Origin of the sequence: Saccharibacillus alkalitolerans, assembly GCF_011090185.1 — a bacterium.
GTDB lineage: Bacteria > Bacillota > Bacilli > Paenibacillales > Paenibacillaceae > Saccharibacillus > Saccharibacillus alkalitolerans.
The window spans coordinates 349,581-365,058 of the sequence record NZ_JAAFGS010000002.1; the positions used below are offsets into that span (position 1 = coordinate 349,581).

Genomic DNA, 15,478 nt, shown 5'->3' on the forward strand with positions numbered 1-15,478 from the left:
CGGCGCTCAGATCTCTCCCGCCATCTCCCGCTGGAAGCGGGCGATGGACTCGTATTCGTTCTCCAGGCTGCGCGCCACGGAAATGAAGATCGGCAGCAGATGCTTGTAGATTTTCGCGTTGTCTTCCATCGGCTCGTGCCGATGCGTGCCGCCGATCATGTCTTCCACCACGTCTAACGACGGGACGCGGCCGAGCGCGTACAAACCGAGCACGGCGGCGCCCAGGCAGGAGCTCTCGAAGCTCTCCGGCACGACGACTTCCTGGTCGAAAATGTCCGCCATCATCTGCCGCCACAGCGGCGAGCGGGCAAATCCTCCGGTCGCGTGAATTTTCTGCGGCCGCCCGATCTGCTCTTCCATGGCCAGCATCACCGTATAGAGATTGAAAATGACGCCTTCCAGCACGGAGCGGATCATATGCTCTTTGCGGTGGTTCATCGTCAGGCCGAAAAACGATCCCCGCGCATCCGGGTTCCACAGCGGCGCGCGCTCGCCGGTCAGGTACGGATGGAACAGCAGTCCTTCCGAGCCCGGTCGCACCTGCTCGGCGATCCGGGTCAGAACGTCGTACGGATCGATGCCGAGCCGCTTGGCCGTTTCGACCTCCGAAGCCGCAAACTCGTCGCGTACCCAGCGGAACAGCATGCCGCCGTTGTTGACCGGTCCTCCGATTACCCAAAGCCCCGGCGCCAGCGCGTAGCAGAAAAAGCGTCCTTTCGGATCGGTGACCGGACGGTCGACGACGGTGCGGATCGCTCCGCTCGTTCCGATCGTCGCCGCGACGACGCCCGGACGGATTGCCCCGACTCCGAGGTTCGACAGCACGCCGTCGCTCGCTCCCACAATGAAAGGCGTATCCGGAGACAGCCCGAGCTCTTCCGCCAACATCGGCTCAAGCCCTTTGACGATGTGCGTCGTCGGCACGGGCATGGACAGACGTTCGGGCGTCACGCCGGCGGCTTCAAGCGCTTCTTCGTCCCAATCGAGCTTTTCGAGATTGAACATGCCCGTCGCGGAAGCGACCGAATGGTCGATCACGTATTTGCCGAACAAGCGGAAAAAGACGTATTCCTTGATCGAGACGAATTTGGCCGACCGTTCGAACAGCTCCGGTTCGTCGTGCCGCAGCCACAGCAGCTTGGACAGCGGCGACATGGGGTGGATCGGCGTTCCCGTACGCAGGTAGATTTCGTGTCCGTTCATTTCCCGCTTCAGCTTTTTCGTCCAGGACGCGCTGCGGTTGTCCGCCCAGGTGATGCACGGCGTTACCGGGGCCCCTTCCACGTCGACGCCGATCACGCTGTGCATCGCCGAGCTGAAAGAAAGAAGCAGAATGTGTTCCGGCTCCGCATTCGCTTCGCGTACGGCTCCCGCGATTGCCCGGACGGCAGCGCGGTAGATTTCGTCGGGGTCCTGCTCGGCCACCGACGGAGACGGCGTATGCAGCGGATAGCCGATATTGGCCTGCGAGACCACTTCCCCGTTTTCCTTGAACACCACCGCCTTGGTGCTTGTGGTGCCGATATCGACGCCAATCATCAGTTTATCGTTCATAAGTCGAGATCCTTCCTTCCGAATGCGGCAAAGCAGGCCGGAGGTTCCGGCCCGCTTTTGCCTGCTTATTTTCCGTGCTTCTCTTCTCTATTAAACGAAAACGCTCAAGATAAGAATAAAGATTAATCCGACCACCGACAAGATGGTCTCCATCGCCGTCCACGACTTGAGCGTCTGGACGACGGTCATGCCGAAGAATTCCTTGATCATCCAGAAGCCGGCGTCGTTGACGTGCGACAGCACGAGCGAACCCGCTCCCGTCGCCAGCACGACCAATTCGATGTTGACGCCGGTCGACACGGCCAGCACCGGAGCGACGATGCCGGCAGCCGTCGTCATGGCGACGGTAGCCGAACCGGTCGCGACGCGGATCAGCGCGGCCACGAGCCAGGCGAACAGAATGACGTTGATATGCGACTGGTTTGCCAGCGCGGCGATCGCGTCGCCTACGCCGCTGTCGATCAGCACCTGCTTGAACGCGCCCCCGCCGCCGATAATCAGGATGATCGAAGCGGTCGGCGCCAGGCAGTCGGACGTGAATTTCGAGATGTCCGCTTTCGTGAACCCGCGGGCGAAGCCCAGCGAGAAGAACGAGAAGACGGCCGAGATCAGCAGGGCGATGACTTCATGGCCGACGAATTCCGCGAAGTGCGTAAATCCGCTTGTGCCCGCCGGATCGGCGATGCCGGCAATCGAGCCGAGCAGCATCAGCAGCACCGGCAGCAGAATCGTGAACAGCGTGATGCCGAAGCCCGGCAGGTTGTCCGAACTCTTGGCCGAGAACTGGTCGGCCAGCTCGGACGGCGGCGCAACGAGAATGCGTTTGCCGATAAACTTGCCGAACACCGGACCCGCAATAATCGCCGTCGGAATCCCGACGATCAAAGCATACAGAATGGTCGTGCCCAGATTGGCGCCGAACGCCTCGATGGCGATCATCGGCGCCGGATGCGGCGGCACGAGGCCGTGCACGGTCGAAAGGCCCGCCAGAATCGGGATGCCGATATGCAGCAGCGACATTCCCGTTTTGCGCGCGACCAGGAAAATAATCGGAATCAGCAGGATGACGCCGACTTCGAAGAAGACCGGAATTCCGACGATAAAGCCGACGATCACCATCGCCCAGTGGACGCGCTTGATGCCGAATTTGTCGATCAGCGTATTGGCGATGCGCTCGGCCCCGCCCGACTCGGCCATCATTTTGCCCAGCATCGTGCCGAGACCGATGACGATCGCGATCGTTCCGAGCGTGCCGCCGAGGCCGCCGGTAACCGACTTGATCAGTGTCTGCGCTTCCATTCCGGCCAGCAGGCCGAGAATGAGCGCGGACATCAGCAGCGTGACGAACGGATTCCATTTGTATTTGGCGATCAGAAGAACGAGAAATACGATCGCGACCGCCGTCCATACGAGCAGCGTGGCATTGTGGCTGAGTCCGAACAAACTTTCCATAAGATCCTCCTTCAAAATAGGCACCCGTTTGCGGGCAGCCGCAATTTTTCGTTTCGTAACGCTTACAAAATCTTCTCCGATCGAAGACTCCTAACCTCCGGCCCTTCGCGAACCGAAAAGTCTCCGTATGCCTTCCCTTAAGTATGCGCTTGCTTTTTTGCTTAGTATACTTGTCGACAAGTTAGCCGGAAAGAAGCCGGCCGAAGCCGGTTTCCGGGCCACTGTCAACCGAGACCGCTCTTCAAGGCAAGCTGCGATCCAGCGTCTCGCCGGAATCGTCGAAATAGGCTTTGACGACTTCCCGAATCTCGTCGGCGCTGCCCGAACGCAGCCCTTCGATCACCATCCGGTGTTTGTCCGCCACCCAGTTCATCCGGTCGACGCCCTGCTTGAATCCCTTTTCCGTCGTCAGCAAAATGACGGTCATGACGATGGGGCGGATGCTGTTCCATAGATGCAAAATGCGGGTATGCCGAGCCTCCGTCACGATCCGCTCATGGAACGAAAAGTCCTGGTAGGCGAACTCCACGTAGTCTCCGTGCTTCGCGGCCAGCTTCATCCGGTCGATCGCCTGTTCGAGCGCCGAAGCGAGCGACGCGTTGTCGCGGCCGGCCAACCGCTGCTGGGCGAAACTCTCGATCAGGTAGCGCACGTCGTACAGCTCCTTCACGTCTTCGAGATTCAGCCCGACGACGACCGCGCCCATTCGCTCCAGGCGAATCAGCCCTTCGCCGGCCAGCATTTTCAGCGCTTCGCGCACGGGAGAGCGGCTGGTGCCGAACGTTTCCGCGACGCGGTTTTCCGAGATGACTTCGCCCGGCTTGATGTCTTCGTTGATAATCTGCAGCCGAAGCCGGCTGGCGATGGACTCGCCGAGCGAAGCGCCCTGGAGCCAAGCGGAAGGATATTGCATGGTCAAACCCCCGTTACCGAATTTGCCCTGCCGAAGAACGCGGTATTCCCTTCCCCGGCAAACGCACTTCCCCTGATTTTATCATACTTAAAGGGAAAGTTCCGCACGGGAAGGCGGTCAGTCTTCCTTCACGACCGCGTGTCCGCCGAATTCGTTGCGCAGCGCCGCGACGACTTTGCCGTGGAACGTGTCGTTCTCCAGCGAGCGGTATCTCATCAGCAGCGACAGCGCGATGACCGGCGTGCTCACTTCGAGATCGAGCGCTTCCTGCACCGTCCATTTGCCTTCGCCCGAACTCTGCATGACGCCTTTGATCTCGTCGAGATTCGGGTCTTTGGAAAAGGCGTTCTCCGTCAGTTCCATCAGCCAGCCGCGAATGACCGAACCGTTGGACCAGACGCGGGCTACCGCTTCGTGGTCGTAATCGAACGCGCTTTTCTCCAGCACTTCGAAGCCTTCTCCGATCGCCTGCATCATGCCGTACTCGATGCCGTTGTGCACCATCTTCAGGTAGTGTCCGCTGCCGCTCGGCCCGGTGTACAGATAGCCGTTCTCTACGGCGAGATCCTTGAACAGGGGCTCGATCGTCTTGAACGCTTCCTTGTCTCCGCCGATCATGAAGCAGCCGCCGTTCTGCGCGCCCGACATGCCGCCGCTCGTGCCCGCGTCGAAGAAGAAGATGCCTTTGCGGCCCAACGTCTCGGAACGGCGGATCGAGTCCTTATACTGCGAGTTGCCGCCGTCGATGATCATATCGCCTTCTTCCAGCAGGTCGGACAGGCCGTTCAGCACCCCGTCGACGATCGGGCCGGCCGGCACCATGACCCAGACGACGCGCGGTTTTTCGAGCTGTCCGACCAGATCCGCCACCGATTCCGCGGCCGACGCGCCCTTCTTCGCCAGTTCGCGTCCCGGTTCCGGGTTGACGTCGTTCACGACGACTTCATGCCCGTTTTCCAACAGATTCAATACGAGATTATAGCCCATCTTGCCGAGGCCGATCATGCCAATTTTCATGCTGTCCACTCCTTCTGCGGTTTCCTATATTTCCATACACGGCACAGTCGATAATTAAACAAGTATACCTGTATACAACTTTCTTTTTTATCTTACGCCTCCTCCTCCGCTCTTGTAAAGAAAAAAATGAAAGCGGTTTATTTGTGTCAAAATTCACAGCTTGCGGATTGGAGCCCGGATTCGGATCAAACGTACGAAGGCGGCCCCCTGTTCGGGCGCCGCCTTCATCGCCTGCACCGAGAACGTTCTGCTCACCATTACCCCGCTCTCCGCCTTGCAAACAATATTTTCCTTTTTCGATTCTTCTTATCATCCGCTCAGGACAATTTTTCTCCTTTGCCGCTGATAATCTTCAGCATGCCGTTCTCGTATCCTACCCGGTAGGTCAGTTTATAATCCGTGTAGACAGTGCCCGATTGTTTGAATTCCTCCGCCGTGATGTGCAGGACGACCTTGATCTCGTCCCCGTTCTGCTCGGAAGAAATCGAGTTGACCAAGATGTCTCCGGTATTCAGATAGCCGTCGCGGAAGCCGTTGTAGTCGGTACCCGCCTGCCAGCTGCTGCCCAGGAAGGAATAAGCCGTAACGTAGTCCTTGGCGGACAGGCTGTTATAGTACGCGGTCACGAGATACTCGGCATCGTCCGCCGCCGACCAGCCGTAATCGCCGGCGTCCGTGCCTTCCGTCGAGACCAGCTCCGGCAGGTCGGCTCCGGGATTCTTCGACCAGCCCCGGGCCGTGTCGATCATTTCGGCGACGGGAATGCTGAAGCCGATCGAATTTTCCTCCGTGACCTTCGCCGAATTGATCCCCAGCACGGACCCGGTCTTCGCGTCGACCAGCGGCCCTCCGCTGTTGCCCGGCGCGATCGGCGCGGAGATCTGGTACAAGTTGCTGTACACGTACGGGTCGATGGTCAGATCGCGTCCCGTTCCGCTGATAATTCCCGTCGTGACCGTATTTTGCAAACCGAGCGGACTGCCGAGCGCCAGCACTTCGTCGCCGACCTCCCCTTCCTTCTCCGCCATGTTCAGCGGCGTCTCGCCGGCCAGTTCCGGCACTCGCACTACCGCCACGTCGGTATCGGTGCCGGCGCCGATCACTTCGCCGTCCAATGTGCGGGCGTCGGCCGTTTTGACCTTCACCTTGCGGGCGCCTTCGACGACGTGCGCGTTGGTGATGATGTCGCCTTTTTCGTTGTACAGGAACCCCGAGCCGAGCGAGCCGTCCTCCAACTGGATCATGACGACTTTTTTCTGCGTCTCGTTGATGATTTCCTTAAGCGTGGCGTTTTTCGGAGCCTGCTCCTGCTTCTGCGACTGCGTCTTAGCGGCAGCCGCCTTGCTCGCGGGAGCCGCCGCCAACAGCGGCGCTCCGTCCATCTCCTGCGGCACCCGCTCCATGACATACCACGAAGCGCCGCCCGTTCCGGCCGCGATCAGCAGGGAGGCCAACCCGCTGAATAACCATCCTTTTTTCATGCCGAGCCTCCTCCTATTCCAGATACCAGGTGACGTTGTCGACCTGGATCTGCACGTAATCGTACCAGCCGTAATCGTAAGAGGTGAACGTGCCGCTCTTGCCCGGAGCCAAATCATACGGAGACGCGTAAGTGGACGAAGAGAACAGATATCCTCCGGACGCGTCGTACGCCGAATAATGGATCTCGACGCCGTAGATCGGCCGGGTCGCCACGTTGGTTACGGTCCCCGTCGTTGTAATGTCGCCGTAGTCCGAGACTTCGATATTCAGTCCGCTTACGTCGACCGCCGCCGTGCGATTGGTCAGGTCGTCGGCTTCCGCCTGCTGCTGCGCCCGCTCGATGCGTGCCTGTTCGGCCGCTTCGAACGCCGCCTGCTCGGAGCCGATCCGGTCCTGCAGAGCCAGCAGGCTTGCGTCCTTCTTCGCGTAGCTCAGCCCCGTCTTTACCGCCCGGGAAGCTTCGTCGAAGCTTTTGTCCTGCAGCAGCGCTTCGGCGTTCTTCGTGCTGATCGCCACGATCTTGCCGACGATCAGCTTATGCACCTCGTCCGCTTCTTCCGCAGCCAGCCGATCCACTTCTTCCAGCTTGTAGCCGAGCGCTTCCACGTCGTTCAGCTTGTCCAATTCCTGCTTGACCAGCAGGACGGACAGCCGGTCGCGGTTGTCCGCCGCTGCTGCTTTTTCCCGGTTGAACAGCGGCTCGGGCCGCTTGTTCAGCGACGCTTCCAGCACGCCGAGCGACTTCTCCGCCGGCTCCAGCTTGTTCTGCTTCAGTTGGGAGGCGACCGTATTCAGCTTCTGGTGCACCCGCTGCGCCGTCTCCACCAGCGCCCGGTCCGTCTCTGCGGCCGCGAATTCCGGGCGCAGCTTCCCGGCCTGCCGCAGCTTGGCCAGCGCTTCGTCGTATTTCCCGTCCAGCGCCAGCTTGCCGGCCTCTTGATGCAGCGCGGACGCCTGTTCGTTGATATCGGTCTCCCGTTCGTACAGCATGTACACGCCGCCTGCGCCGATTCCCAGCAGCAGCACCGGGATGATCCACATGGGATGCCGGAAGCCGCCTTTGCGTTTGACCGGGACGGCTGTCATTTCGGACTTGTTCGGTTCCGCCGCTTCATGGATCGGCCGCTTGGCCAGCTGCGCGGACACCGGCAGCCCGGCGGTTTCTTCTCTCGGTTCCGCGGCGTTCAGACGCATGCCGCACGACGAACAGAACGCCGCGTCCGCCGGCTGACGCGCTCCGCAGTGATTGCAATACATTCAGGACCCCTCCCGTAAGTAAGCGATTCGTATGACCATTGAACAAGCTTACGGACCGTTGTACCTATCCGCCTGCTTGGATGCTTATAATGTAGCACAATTCATGAGGATTAAGGAGGGAATTTCCTGATGGCCAAAAATGTTCAATTTCGGGCAGCTTATCCATGGTCAGGGACGAAAACCGAATAAGCCTCGTCAGCCGAAGAACGATTCAACGACAAAAAAGAGCCGCTTCCGACGACCTTGCTTGTCGGAAGCGGCTCCCGGACTATTTTTTCAATTTCCACTGCTGGGCCCCGCTGTTCGGATCGGGAGTCCGAAGCTGCGCACGGCCGTCCGCTTCGGCGGACAGGGCCAGCCCGTTCGCGGCGTTTATGAGGAGCACCGTTCCGTTCGGGCGCTTGCGTATGATCCAGCGCTGATTGTCGTACCCCATATAATCGTACAGCTGAAGCATCCCGCGGCCGGTATCGAAGTCCAGCGCCGGCCCGGATTCGATCCGCAGCGAGATCGAGCCGTCTTCGCCGCCGGTCGGGACTGCCGTCCAAGCCGGCGCGGCACCGACGGATGACGTCAGGACGACCGAAGCACCCCGTTCGCTCTCGGATGCCGCGAGCGACGATCCGGAAGACGGATTCATAATTTTGAAGCTATCCAGGCGCGGCGGCGAGAGTTTGGATATTTTGACGTTTTGGAACGAAGCCCTGCCGCCGAAAGCGTGCAGACCGAATCTTCCTTGGGCGAATGTTCCGTCTTTGACGTCGATTACCCGTTTGCCGTCCAGCCAAGCCCGGAGCACGGGGCCCTTGGCCTGTACCTTCAACCGATACGTGCCGCCGGATTCGATCGAAGCGGGCGAGTTCCCGACGACCTGGCGTTCCTCGAATTTTCCGTTTATTTTGTAGAACAGCCGAACCGCGTCCATATTGGGATCGAGATTGAGGTAGTAGCCGCTGCCGCCGGACGCATCGGAGCGGAACAGCAGCGAAGCCGCGCCGCCCCGCGCATCCAGCTTTACGGTCGCTTCATAAGTAAAGTCGCCGGCCTGCCGCGCGGAGACGGCTGTCGTATCCCCGCTATCGCTTCCGCGCAGACCGTCTTCCGTCACAATCCAGGAAGCGGAACCCGGCGCGGTATCGAGCCTGCCGAGCTCGGACACGAAGCGCCCTCCATGCACGGTCACCCGCACGCTGCCGGAAGTCCCGTCGGCGGCTCTGGCCGTGACCGACGCTTGGCCGGGAGCGACGGCCCGAAGCGCGGCAGTGCCGCCGTCCGCCGCGACCGACACGACCGACGGATCGGAACTGGTCCAGCTCAGCGGCGATCCCTCGGAAGCGGACGCGCGCGGAGCGGCCGACAGATTCCGGACTTCGCCGGGGCCCAGTTCCACTTCGGCCGCATCCAGCACGAGATCGGAAGCGGGCTGCGTTTTCCGGACGGAATTCAGCGCATGTACGTTCAGCGAGCGGATCTTGACCGAGCCTCCCTGCGCGTAGAAACTCATGCCCCGGCTTGCCGGGTCCGGGAAAATGACATCGGAGAAGACCGTTTTTCCGGCGTTAGCGAAAAGTTCGACCGACGATTCGTCCACGAAAAGGCGCAGCTTGACGATTCCGTCTTCGGGTTCGAGTGCCGCTTCCTGACGCAAACGGAACGCCGGCGAGAAATCCGTCATCCCCGAAGCCGAACGATCGATCGAAAGTTTGGCCTCTTTGACCGAATAGCCGATCTCCGTCCGCTGCCCGCCTCCTTCCCGCACCCGGAAACCGAATGCGTCCGCCGCGCCGTCCGCGGGCAGTTCAAGCTCCGCTTCGATCTCGTAAGCGCCGGCGGACAATCCCTGCAGCGGATTCGGCGAAGCGTCGGTTACGACCGTTTCGCGGATCGCGCGCAGCTCGCGGCGCAGCCCGTCCAGTTCGGCGATCGGCCGCTGAACGAGCCGTATCCCTTCGTCCGTCCGAGTCAGCGTCAGTTCTCTCGGCAGGCTGAGCACGCCTTTCCAGCCCGCTGTCGGAAACGCAAACGGGTAATCCCAGTTGGTCATCCATGCCATCGTGACGACCCGGCCGTCCGGGGCGTCGGTAAACGAAGAAGACGCATAAAACTCTTTGCCCCAATCGGTCTTGAGCACTTGTCCGGCGGTATTGTCGTTGACGAATTTGCCGTCATCCGTCAATTCGCCGACGAAATATTCGGCGTCCGAACCTTCGGTCGCCGGATTGGCTCCCGTGCTGATCATCAGCACCCATTTGCTCTCGTCGGTGCCGTCCACGGGGAGCGGAAACAGATCGGGACATTCCCAGACGCCGCCGCGCACGTATTCGCCGTAACCGAAATTGTCGGTGAGCGTCCAGTCGACCAGATTCGTCGAAGTGAAAAAGCGAATATGGTCGCCGCCCGATACGACCATGACCCAGCGATTCCGTTCTTCGTCGCGCACCACTTTGGGGTCGCGGAAATCCCAGCTGCCGGGGTCGTCGCCCTCTCGGCCGGGATTGTCGATCACGATCGGGCGGTCCTGCGGATAATGCCAGGTTCGGCCCCGATCGGAGCTGTAAGCGATCCCGATCCGCTGATTGCCGCCCGGCGCGTCGGGATTGTAGGACGTATAATACGCGATCATGCCGCCGCCGTCCGGCGATCCGTCGAACAATCCCGAGACGTTGCCGGGGTCGGCGATCGTAGACCCCGACCAGATATGGCCCAGCTCGTTCCATTCCAGCGCAAGCGGCAGACTCTTCCAATGCAGCATATCCGTGCTGACCGCATGGGCCCAGCGTCCTCCGTCCTGATGGAACAGATGATATTCGCCTTTGTAATAAATCATTCCGTTAGGGTCGCTGGCGGAACCTCTTTGCGGCGAATAATGGTATGCCGGCCGATACGCCTCGTCGTAGTAATCTTCCAAAGGCGTCGAATACGTGTCTTGAAAAACGGCCGTTCCGCGCAGCACCGACAATCCGGCGGATTGCCCGCCGGACGTCGGCAGTTCCGCTTCGATCGCCGCCGGCTCGTAACCGTCGGCATAAATCCGCACCCGGCCGTCTTCGGCCACGATCTCCAGCCGATGCTTTACCCCTTCTTCGCTGGGATAAGTGCCGGCCGACTCGGCCGCCGTTCCGTCCGGTCCGACCAGCCGCACGCGCATGCGGTCCGCTTCCCGCTCCAGCAGCGCGGCGTAACCGCCCGTCCCGTCGGCTTCGGCCAGAAAGACCAACCCGGCGGAAGCGTCCGCCGATCCGGGCGAGAGGTCGCCGCCGAATACAAAGCCGCCGGACTGGTTTACGGTGTACATGCGCCCCGCGGCCGATCCGCTTTCCGCCGTGCCGCGTATGCCGCGCTCGTCGGCGGTCCAGGTGCCGGTTTCGATGATGGCGCTTTCAAAATTGTGGTTCCAGACGGGTTCCCGAACGGCTGCGGGCTCGGATGCCCGAATTCCGTTTATCGGCAGAATGCCGAGCAGCAGCGCCGCGCACAGCAGCGAGACGGCCGTTTTGTTTTTGTTCATGAAAATCCTCCTCTTTTCGACTCTGTCTGATCGGGGCCGTTCCAAAACGAAAAGCCCGCTAACGATTCCAATCCGAGTTAGCGGGCCCTGACAGCGCGCGGCTTTCGATCGCCGCTCTTTTCTTATTCCGATGCCGCGGCCTGCTCGCCAGATCGTTCCAGCGCCCGGATGCCGAGCGCCAGCGCCCCGCGAAGGCCGGACTGCGTGCCCAGTCCCGGCGCGACGATATAATCGTCCAGTCCTTCGGCAAGTTCCGGCGCGGCGACGTAACCGTTCAGAATATCGGCCGCTTTCCGCCGGATCAGCGGCAGCAGATGCTGCTGCTGCATGACGCCGCCGCCGAGAATGACCCGGCGCGGCGAGAGAAGCAGGATCGCCGAGGCGACAGACTCGGCGATATAATGGGCTTCCATCTCCCAGGCGGGATGATCCTCCGCCAGCTCGTGCCCTTTCGTTCCCCAGCGCGCTTCGAGCGCCGGCCCGGAGGCCATGCCTTCCAGGCAGTCGCCATGGTAAGGGCAGACGCCCGCGAAGCCGTCGTCCGGATGGCGGCGAAGGCGCATATGCCCGCCTTCGGGATGCAGCAGTCCGTGCAGCAGCCGGCCTTCGGCATAGACGCCGATCCCGACGCCCGTGCCGATCGTATAGTAGACGCAGCTGTCGAGGCCGCGGGCGGCGCCCCATATCGCTTCGCCGTAAGCCGCGGCGTTCACGTCGGTATCCCAGCCGCAGGGCACGCCGAACGAGCCCCGCAGCGCGCCGAGAAAATCGAAGCCGTTCCAGCCCGGCTTCGGCGTCGTCGTGACGAAGCCGTAAGTCCGGCTTTCCGGGCGCAGGTCGATCGGCCCGAACGAACCCACGCCGATCGCCTTTACGCCGCTTTCGGAGAAATAATCGATCGCCCGGCGCAGCGTTTCTTCCGGACGCCCCGTCGGAAAGCTGATCGAATCGTGAATCGAGCCGTTATCGTCGCCGATTCCGCAGACGAACTTGGTGCCGCCGGCTTCGATCGCGCCGATCACCGCGGGCCTGCCGGAATGCGGCGCCCGTTCGAAATATCCGTCCGTCATCCCTTACGCCCCCTTGACGGGATCGGCGTCCGAAGGCGGCACCGAATCCGCTTCTTCTCTTCCCGCTTGTTCATCGCTCTTCCGCCGAGGCTGTTCGTCCGCCGCTTCGCCGACCGACCCGGCAATCCGGTATATGCCCACACGGCGGAATATCAAATTCTCGTCGTCCGCGAATACGGACAGCCGATCCGATCCGCTTTCGGGGAAGATCAGATCCGTCATGACCAGACGTCCGTCGTTTTCGAAGACCTCGACCGAGGAGCGGTCGACGAATATGCGCAGCCGAGTGTCCGCCGCTCCGCCGACCGTTTTCGCCGCATGGTATCCCGCGAAATCCGCGTGAAATCCGCATTCGCCCGATTGTCTCCGGTCGATGTACAGCTCCCCGGCTTCCGCGTCGAAGCCGACCGGCGTTGCGCAGCTTTCCCCTTCGCGCAGCCGGAATTCGAAGGAACGGCCCGCTTCGGCCCGAACATCCAGCTCGAAACTGTCCAGCCGCAGCGGCTTCAGCGCCTGCCGCAGCTCGGGCAGCGCGACGTCCGTCAACTCCAGCACCGGCACGCGCGCCGCTTCCAGTTCACGTGCCGGACGCTGCATCAGCGTCTCGACGCCGTTCGCCGTCTCCATCGTCAGTTCCCGCGCAATCGTCATCGCGCCGCGCCAGCCGTCGGTCGGCGTCTGGTTCGCGTAGCGCCAGTTGCTCATCCAGCCCAGGTACAGCCGCCTGCCGTCTTCGTCCGGAATGTCCGACCAACTGACCCCGGCATAGTTGTCGCGGCCGTGGTCGAGCCAGCGAACCTGCCGCGAAGCTTCGTCCGGCGCAAATGTACTGCCGTCGAAATCGCCCGTGAAATACTGCGTCCGCGAGCCTTCCGTTCCGCTCCCCCCGTCGCCGATGCTCACCAGCAGCACCCAACGGCTTTTGGCCGGATCGCCGTCGACATGCAGTTCGAACAGATCCGGGCATTCCCAGACGCCGTCATGCGAGCCGATCCCTTGGCCGAAGTCGCTGCTCCAGGTCCATTCTTTCAAATCCGGCGACCGGTAGAAGGAGACGATCTGCCCGCAGGCGACGACCATGATCCATTGTCCGCTCGGTTCGTGCCGGAAAACTTTGGGATCGCGAAAATCCGGAAGGTCCGCGCGTTTCAGCACCGGATTGCCTTCGTATTTGATCCATGTGCGCCCTTTGTCCCGGCTGTAAGCCAGACTCTGGGTCTGCACGGTCGGAACGCCCTCGCGCTCCGAGTGATGGGTAAAGATCGCCACCAGTCCCGGTCCGTCCGGGAAAAATCCCGTTGTGTTGCTCCAGTCCACCACCGCGCTGCCCGAGAAGATCGTGCCGTGTTCGTCGGGTTCCAGCGCGATCGGCAGCTCTTCCCAGTTCGTCAGGTCGCGCGTCACCGCATGTCCCCAGTGCATCGGACCCCACGTATCGCCGAACGGATGATGCTGGAAAAACAAATGGTATTCGCCGTCGAAGTACACCATGCCGTTGGGATCGTTCATCCATTTTTGCCGCGGAGAGAAGTGATAAGTTCCCCGGTAATCGGTTTTCGTTTTTTGCATTGTCATATCCGGTCCGCCTCCTATTGCCTGCTATCGGCACTGCGTTTTCGTTCTTAAGATTTTACGGCGCTGCGATCGTAGCCGTCCTGCCGGATCTTCAGCCATTCCTGCAGCCCGAGCCGATCCAGCTCCGCCAAGTAAGCGTCCCATTCCGCGTCGGCTTTGCCGTTCTGGTACCATTCCGTGCGTTTGCGCAGCATATACGGGAACAGATCGGCCTCGATCGTGGAGAGACGGTCCAGTTCGTCGATGCTGAAAAAGACGTTCGGATACGTATTTTCGGCGGTCATATGCGGCACAAGCACCTTTTTCATCAAGTCCATCCGCCATTTGGCGTCGTCGGGCATCGTCGTATACTTGCCGAAATATTCGTCAAGAATGGCCAACGGTCCGCCGATGCTCGTCTTCTGGCGCAGTTCGACCGGAGCGGATCCTTCCAGCGGAAGATGCTTCAGCATCTGTTTGGCTTCGTCGAATTCGAAGATGTTCTGCTGGGTTTCGTCGCCGTAAGTGCCCCAGTTGTCCTGCACCGACTGCAGCGGATCGTACAGCTGATCGACCCATTTCGCCGTCGTCTCCAGCTGCTTGTTCGTGCTGGTCACGACCATCGAGCCGCGGAAAAAGCCCATGCCGTTATTGCGCGTGACGTTGACTTCGCCGCTCGGTCCGGCGACCGGGGGCATCAGATCGTATTTGTCGTTCATGCCGGTAATGTTCGCTTTGTCCCAGGTGAAATACAGGCCATAGCGGTCGTCTTTGCCTTTGGCCACATACGTATTCCAGTCCTGCTGGAACGATTCGATATCGACCAGTCCGTTTTTGTACAGGTCGTGCACGTAGTTGACCGCGTCTTTGTAACCGGGTTCGGTACCGGTGAAGACCACTTTGCCTTCGTCCGTCACGACCAGGTGATCGGGATTTTCGCCAAGGCCGAACGCGGCGAACAGGAACGTCAGATTTTCGCCGCCCGGCTTATCGATGAACGAGAGCGGAATTTCGTCGGCTTTGCCGTTGCCGTTCGGGTCCTGCGTTTTGAACGCGATCAGCACTTCTTTAAGCTCGTCCGTCGTTTTCGGCATCTCAAGCCCCAGCTTCTTCAGCCATTCCACGTTGATCCACGGCATATCGTCCACCGACTGAATGCGCTCTTTGTCCGAACCCAATTCCTCGATCCACGGGAAGGCATAGATATGGCCGTCCGGCGCGGTAATCATCGACCGGTATTCGGGATGTTCGTCAAGCACCTTTTTGAAATTCGGCATCTGCCCGTCGATCAAATCTTCCAACGGTACGATCGCTCCGTCCTTGGCCAGCTTGAGCAGATCGTAATCGCTGTATTCCGCGGCGAAAACGGCGTCCGGCAGATCGCCGCTGGCCATCGCCAGATTGCGCTTTTCCGCGAACACGTCGCTCGTATAGCTGGTCCAGTCGATATGCACGCCGGTTTTCTCTTCGAGTCTCTTGACGACCAGCTTCTCGTTGGGATCGGCGGGAGCGAGCGGCGAGCTTGAAGTCAGCACGCGCAGAATCGGTTTGCCGTCCGCGGTCTTCTGCGGTTCGGACGAACCGCCTCCGCAGGCGGTTACGACGAGCACGGCAGACAGGGCGGATGCGGCGAGCGCTTTTTTCCAATGAGGCAGGCGAAGCTTCTTCATT

General features: G+C 60.8%; 10 protein-coding genes. All 10 read right to left on the bottom strand.

Annotated features, from left to right (window positions below; all coding sequences use genetic code 11):
• Positions 1-6: 6 nt before the first annotated feature.
• The 10 genes from gntK to GYN08_RS07195 all read right to left on the bottom strand — a co-directional run bounded on the left by gntK (position 7) and on the right by GYN08_RS07195 (position 15,477).
• Complete coding sequence (gntK, locus tag GYN08_RS07150; RefSeq protein ID WP_166273492.1) at positions 7-1,554, bottom strand: gluconokinase; 1,548 nt, start codon at positions 1,552-1,554, stop codon at positions 7-9.
• Between the two features lie 90 nt (positions 1,555-1,644).
• Positions 1,645-3,006, bottom strand: a complete 1,362-nt coding sequence (locus tag GYN08_RS07155) for a GntT/GntP/DsdX family permease (protein ID WP_166273494.1) — start codon at positions 3,004-3,006, stop codon at positions 1,645-1,647.
• A gap of 241 nt (positions 3,007-3,247) precedes the next feature.
• Complete coding sequence (locus GYN08_RS07160) at positions 3,248-3,919, bottom strand: GntR family transcriptional regulator (protein ID WP_166273496.1); 672 nt, start codon at positions 3,917-3,919, stop codon at positions 3,248-3,250.
• A 117-nt stretch (positions 3,920-4,036) separates the two neighbouring features.
• Complete coding sequence (gnd, locus tag GYN08_RS07165) at positions 4,037-4,936, bottom strand: phosphogluconate dehydrogenase (NAD(+)-dependent, decarboxylating) (protein WP_166273498.1); 900 nt, start codon at positions 4,934-4,936, stop codon at positions 4,037-4,039.
• Positions 4,937-5,253: 317 nt separating this feature from the next.
• Positions 5,254-6,417, bottom strand: coding sequence for a S1C family serine protease (locus tag GYN08_RS07170; RefSeq protein WP_166273500.1), 1,164 nt, complete (start codon positions 6,415-6,417; stop codon positions 5,254-5,256).
• A 13-nt stretch (positions 6,418-6,430) separates the two neighbouring features.
• Positions 6,431-7,675 (bottom strand): FxLYD domain-containing protein, encoded by a 1,245-nt coding sequence (locus GYN08_RS07175; RefSeq protein WP_166273502.1) that lies wholly within the window; start codon positions 7,673-7,675, stop codon positions 6,431-6,433.
• A gap of 268 nt (positions 7,676-7,943) precedes the next feature.
• A complete protein-coding gene (locus tag GYN08_RS07180; RefSeq protein ID WP_166273504.1) occupies positions 7,944-11,183 on the bottom strand; it encodes a GH32 C-terminal domain-containing protein in 3,240 nt (1,079 codons plus the stop codon).
• 122 nt (positions 11,184-11,305) lie between these two features.
• The gene (locus GYN08_RS07185) at positions 11,306-12,253 is read right to left on the bottom strand and encodes an ROK family protein (protein WP_206023648.1); all 948 of its coding nucleotides are present in this window, start codon (positions 12,251-12,253) and stop codon (positions 11,306-11,308) included.
• Positions 12,254-12,256: 3 nt separating this feature from the next.
• A complete protein-coding gene (locus GYN08_RS07190; RefSeq protein WP_166273506.1) occupies positions 12,257-13,828 on the bottom strand; it encodes a glycoside hydrolase family 32 protein in 1,572 nt (523 codons plus the stop codon).
• A 47-nt stretch (positions 13,829-13,875) separates the two neighbouring features.
• Positions 13,876-15,477 (bottom strand): ABC transporter substrate-binding protein, encoded by a 1,602-nt coding sequence (locus GYN08_RS07195; protein ID WP_166273508.1) that lies wholly within the window; start codon positions 15,475-15,477, stop codon positions 13,876-13,878.
• Position 15,478: the final 1 nt, after the last annotated feature.

Coding starts and splice junctions, on each gene's coding strand:
- GYN08_RS07185 (WP_206023648.1), bottom strand. CDS start 12,253: ATGACGGACGGATATTTCGAACGGGCGCCGCATTCCGGCAGGCCCGCG.
- GYN08_RS07195 (WP_166273508.1), bottom strand. CDS start 15,477: ATGAAGAAGCTTCGCCTGCCTCATTGGAAAAAAGCGCTCGCCGCATCC.
- GYN08_RS07160 (WP_166273496.1), bottom strand. CDS start 3,919: ATGCAATATCCTTCCGCTTGGCTCCAGGGCGCTTCGCTCGGCGAGTCC.
- gnd (WP_166273498.1), bottom strand. CDS start 4,936: ATGAAAATTGGCATGATCGGCCTCGGCAAGATGGGCTATAATCTCGTA.
- GYN08_RS07170 (WP_166273500.1), bottom strand. CDS start 6,417: ATGAAAAAAGGATGGTTATTCAGCGGGTTGGCCTCCCTGCTGATCGCG.
- gntK (WP_166273492.1), bottom strand. CDS start 1,554: ATGAACGATAAACTGATGATTGGCGTCGATATCGGCACCACAAGCACC.
- GYN08_RS07190 (WP_166273506.1), bottom strand. CDS start 13,828: ATGACAATGCAAAAAACGAAAACCGATTACCGGGGAACTTATCACTTC.
- GYN08_RS07155 (WP_166273494.1), bottom strand. CDS start 3,006: ATGGAAAGTTTGTTCGGACTCAGCCACAATGCCACGCTGCTCGTATGG.
- GYN08_RS07180 (WP_166273504.1), bottom strand. CDS start 11,183: ATGAACAAAAACAAAACGGCCGTCTCGCTGCTGTGCGCGGCGCTGCTG.
- GYN08_RS07175 (WP_166273502.1), bottom strand. CDS start 7,675: ATGTATTGCAATCACTGCGGAGCGCGTCAGCCGGCGGACGCGGCGTTC.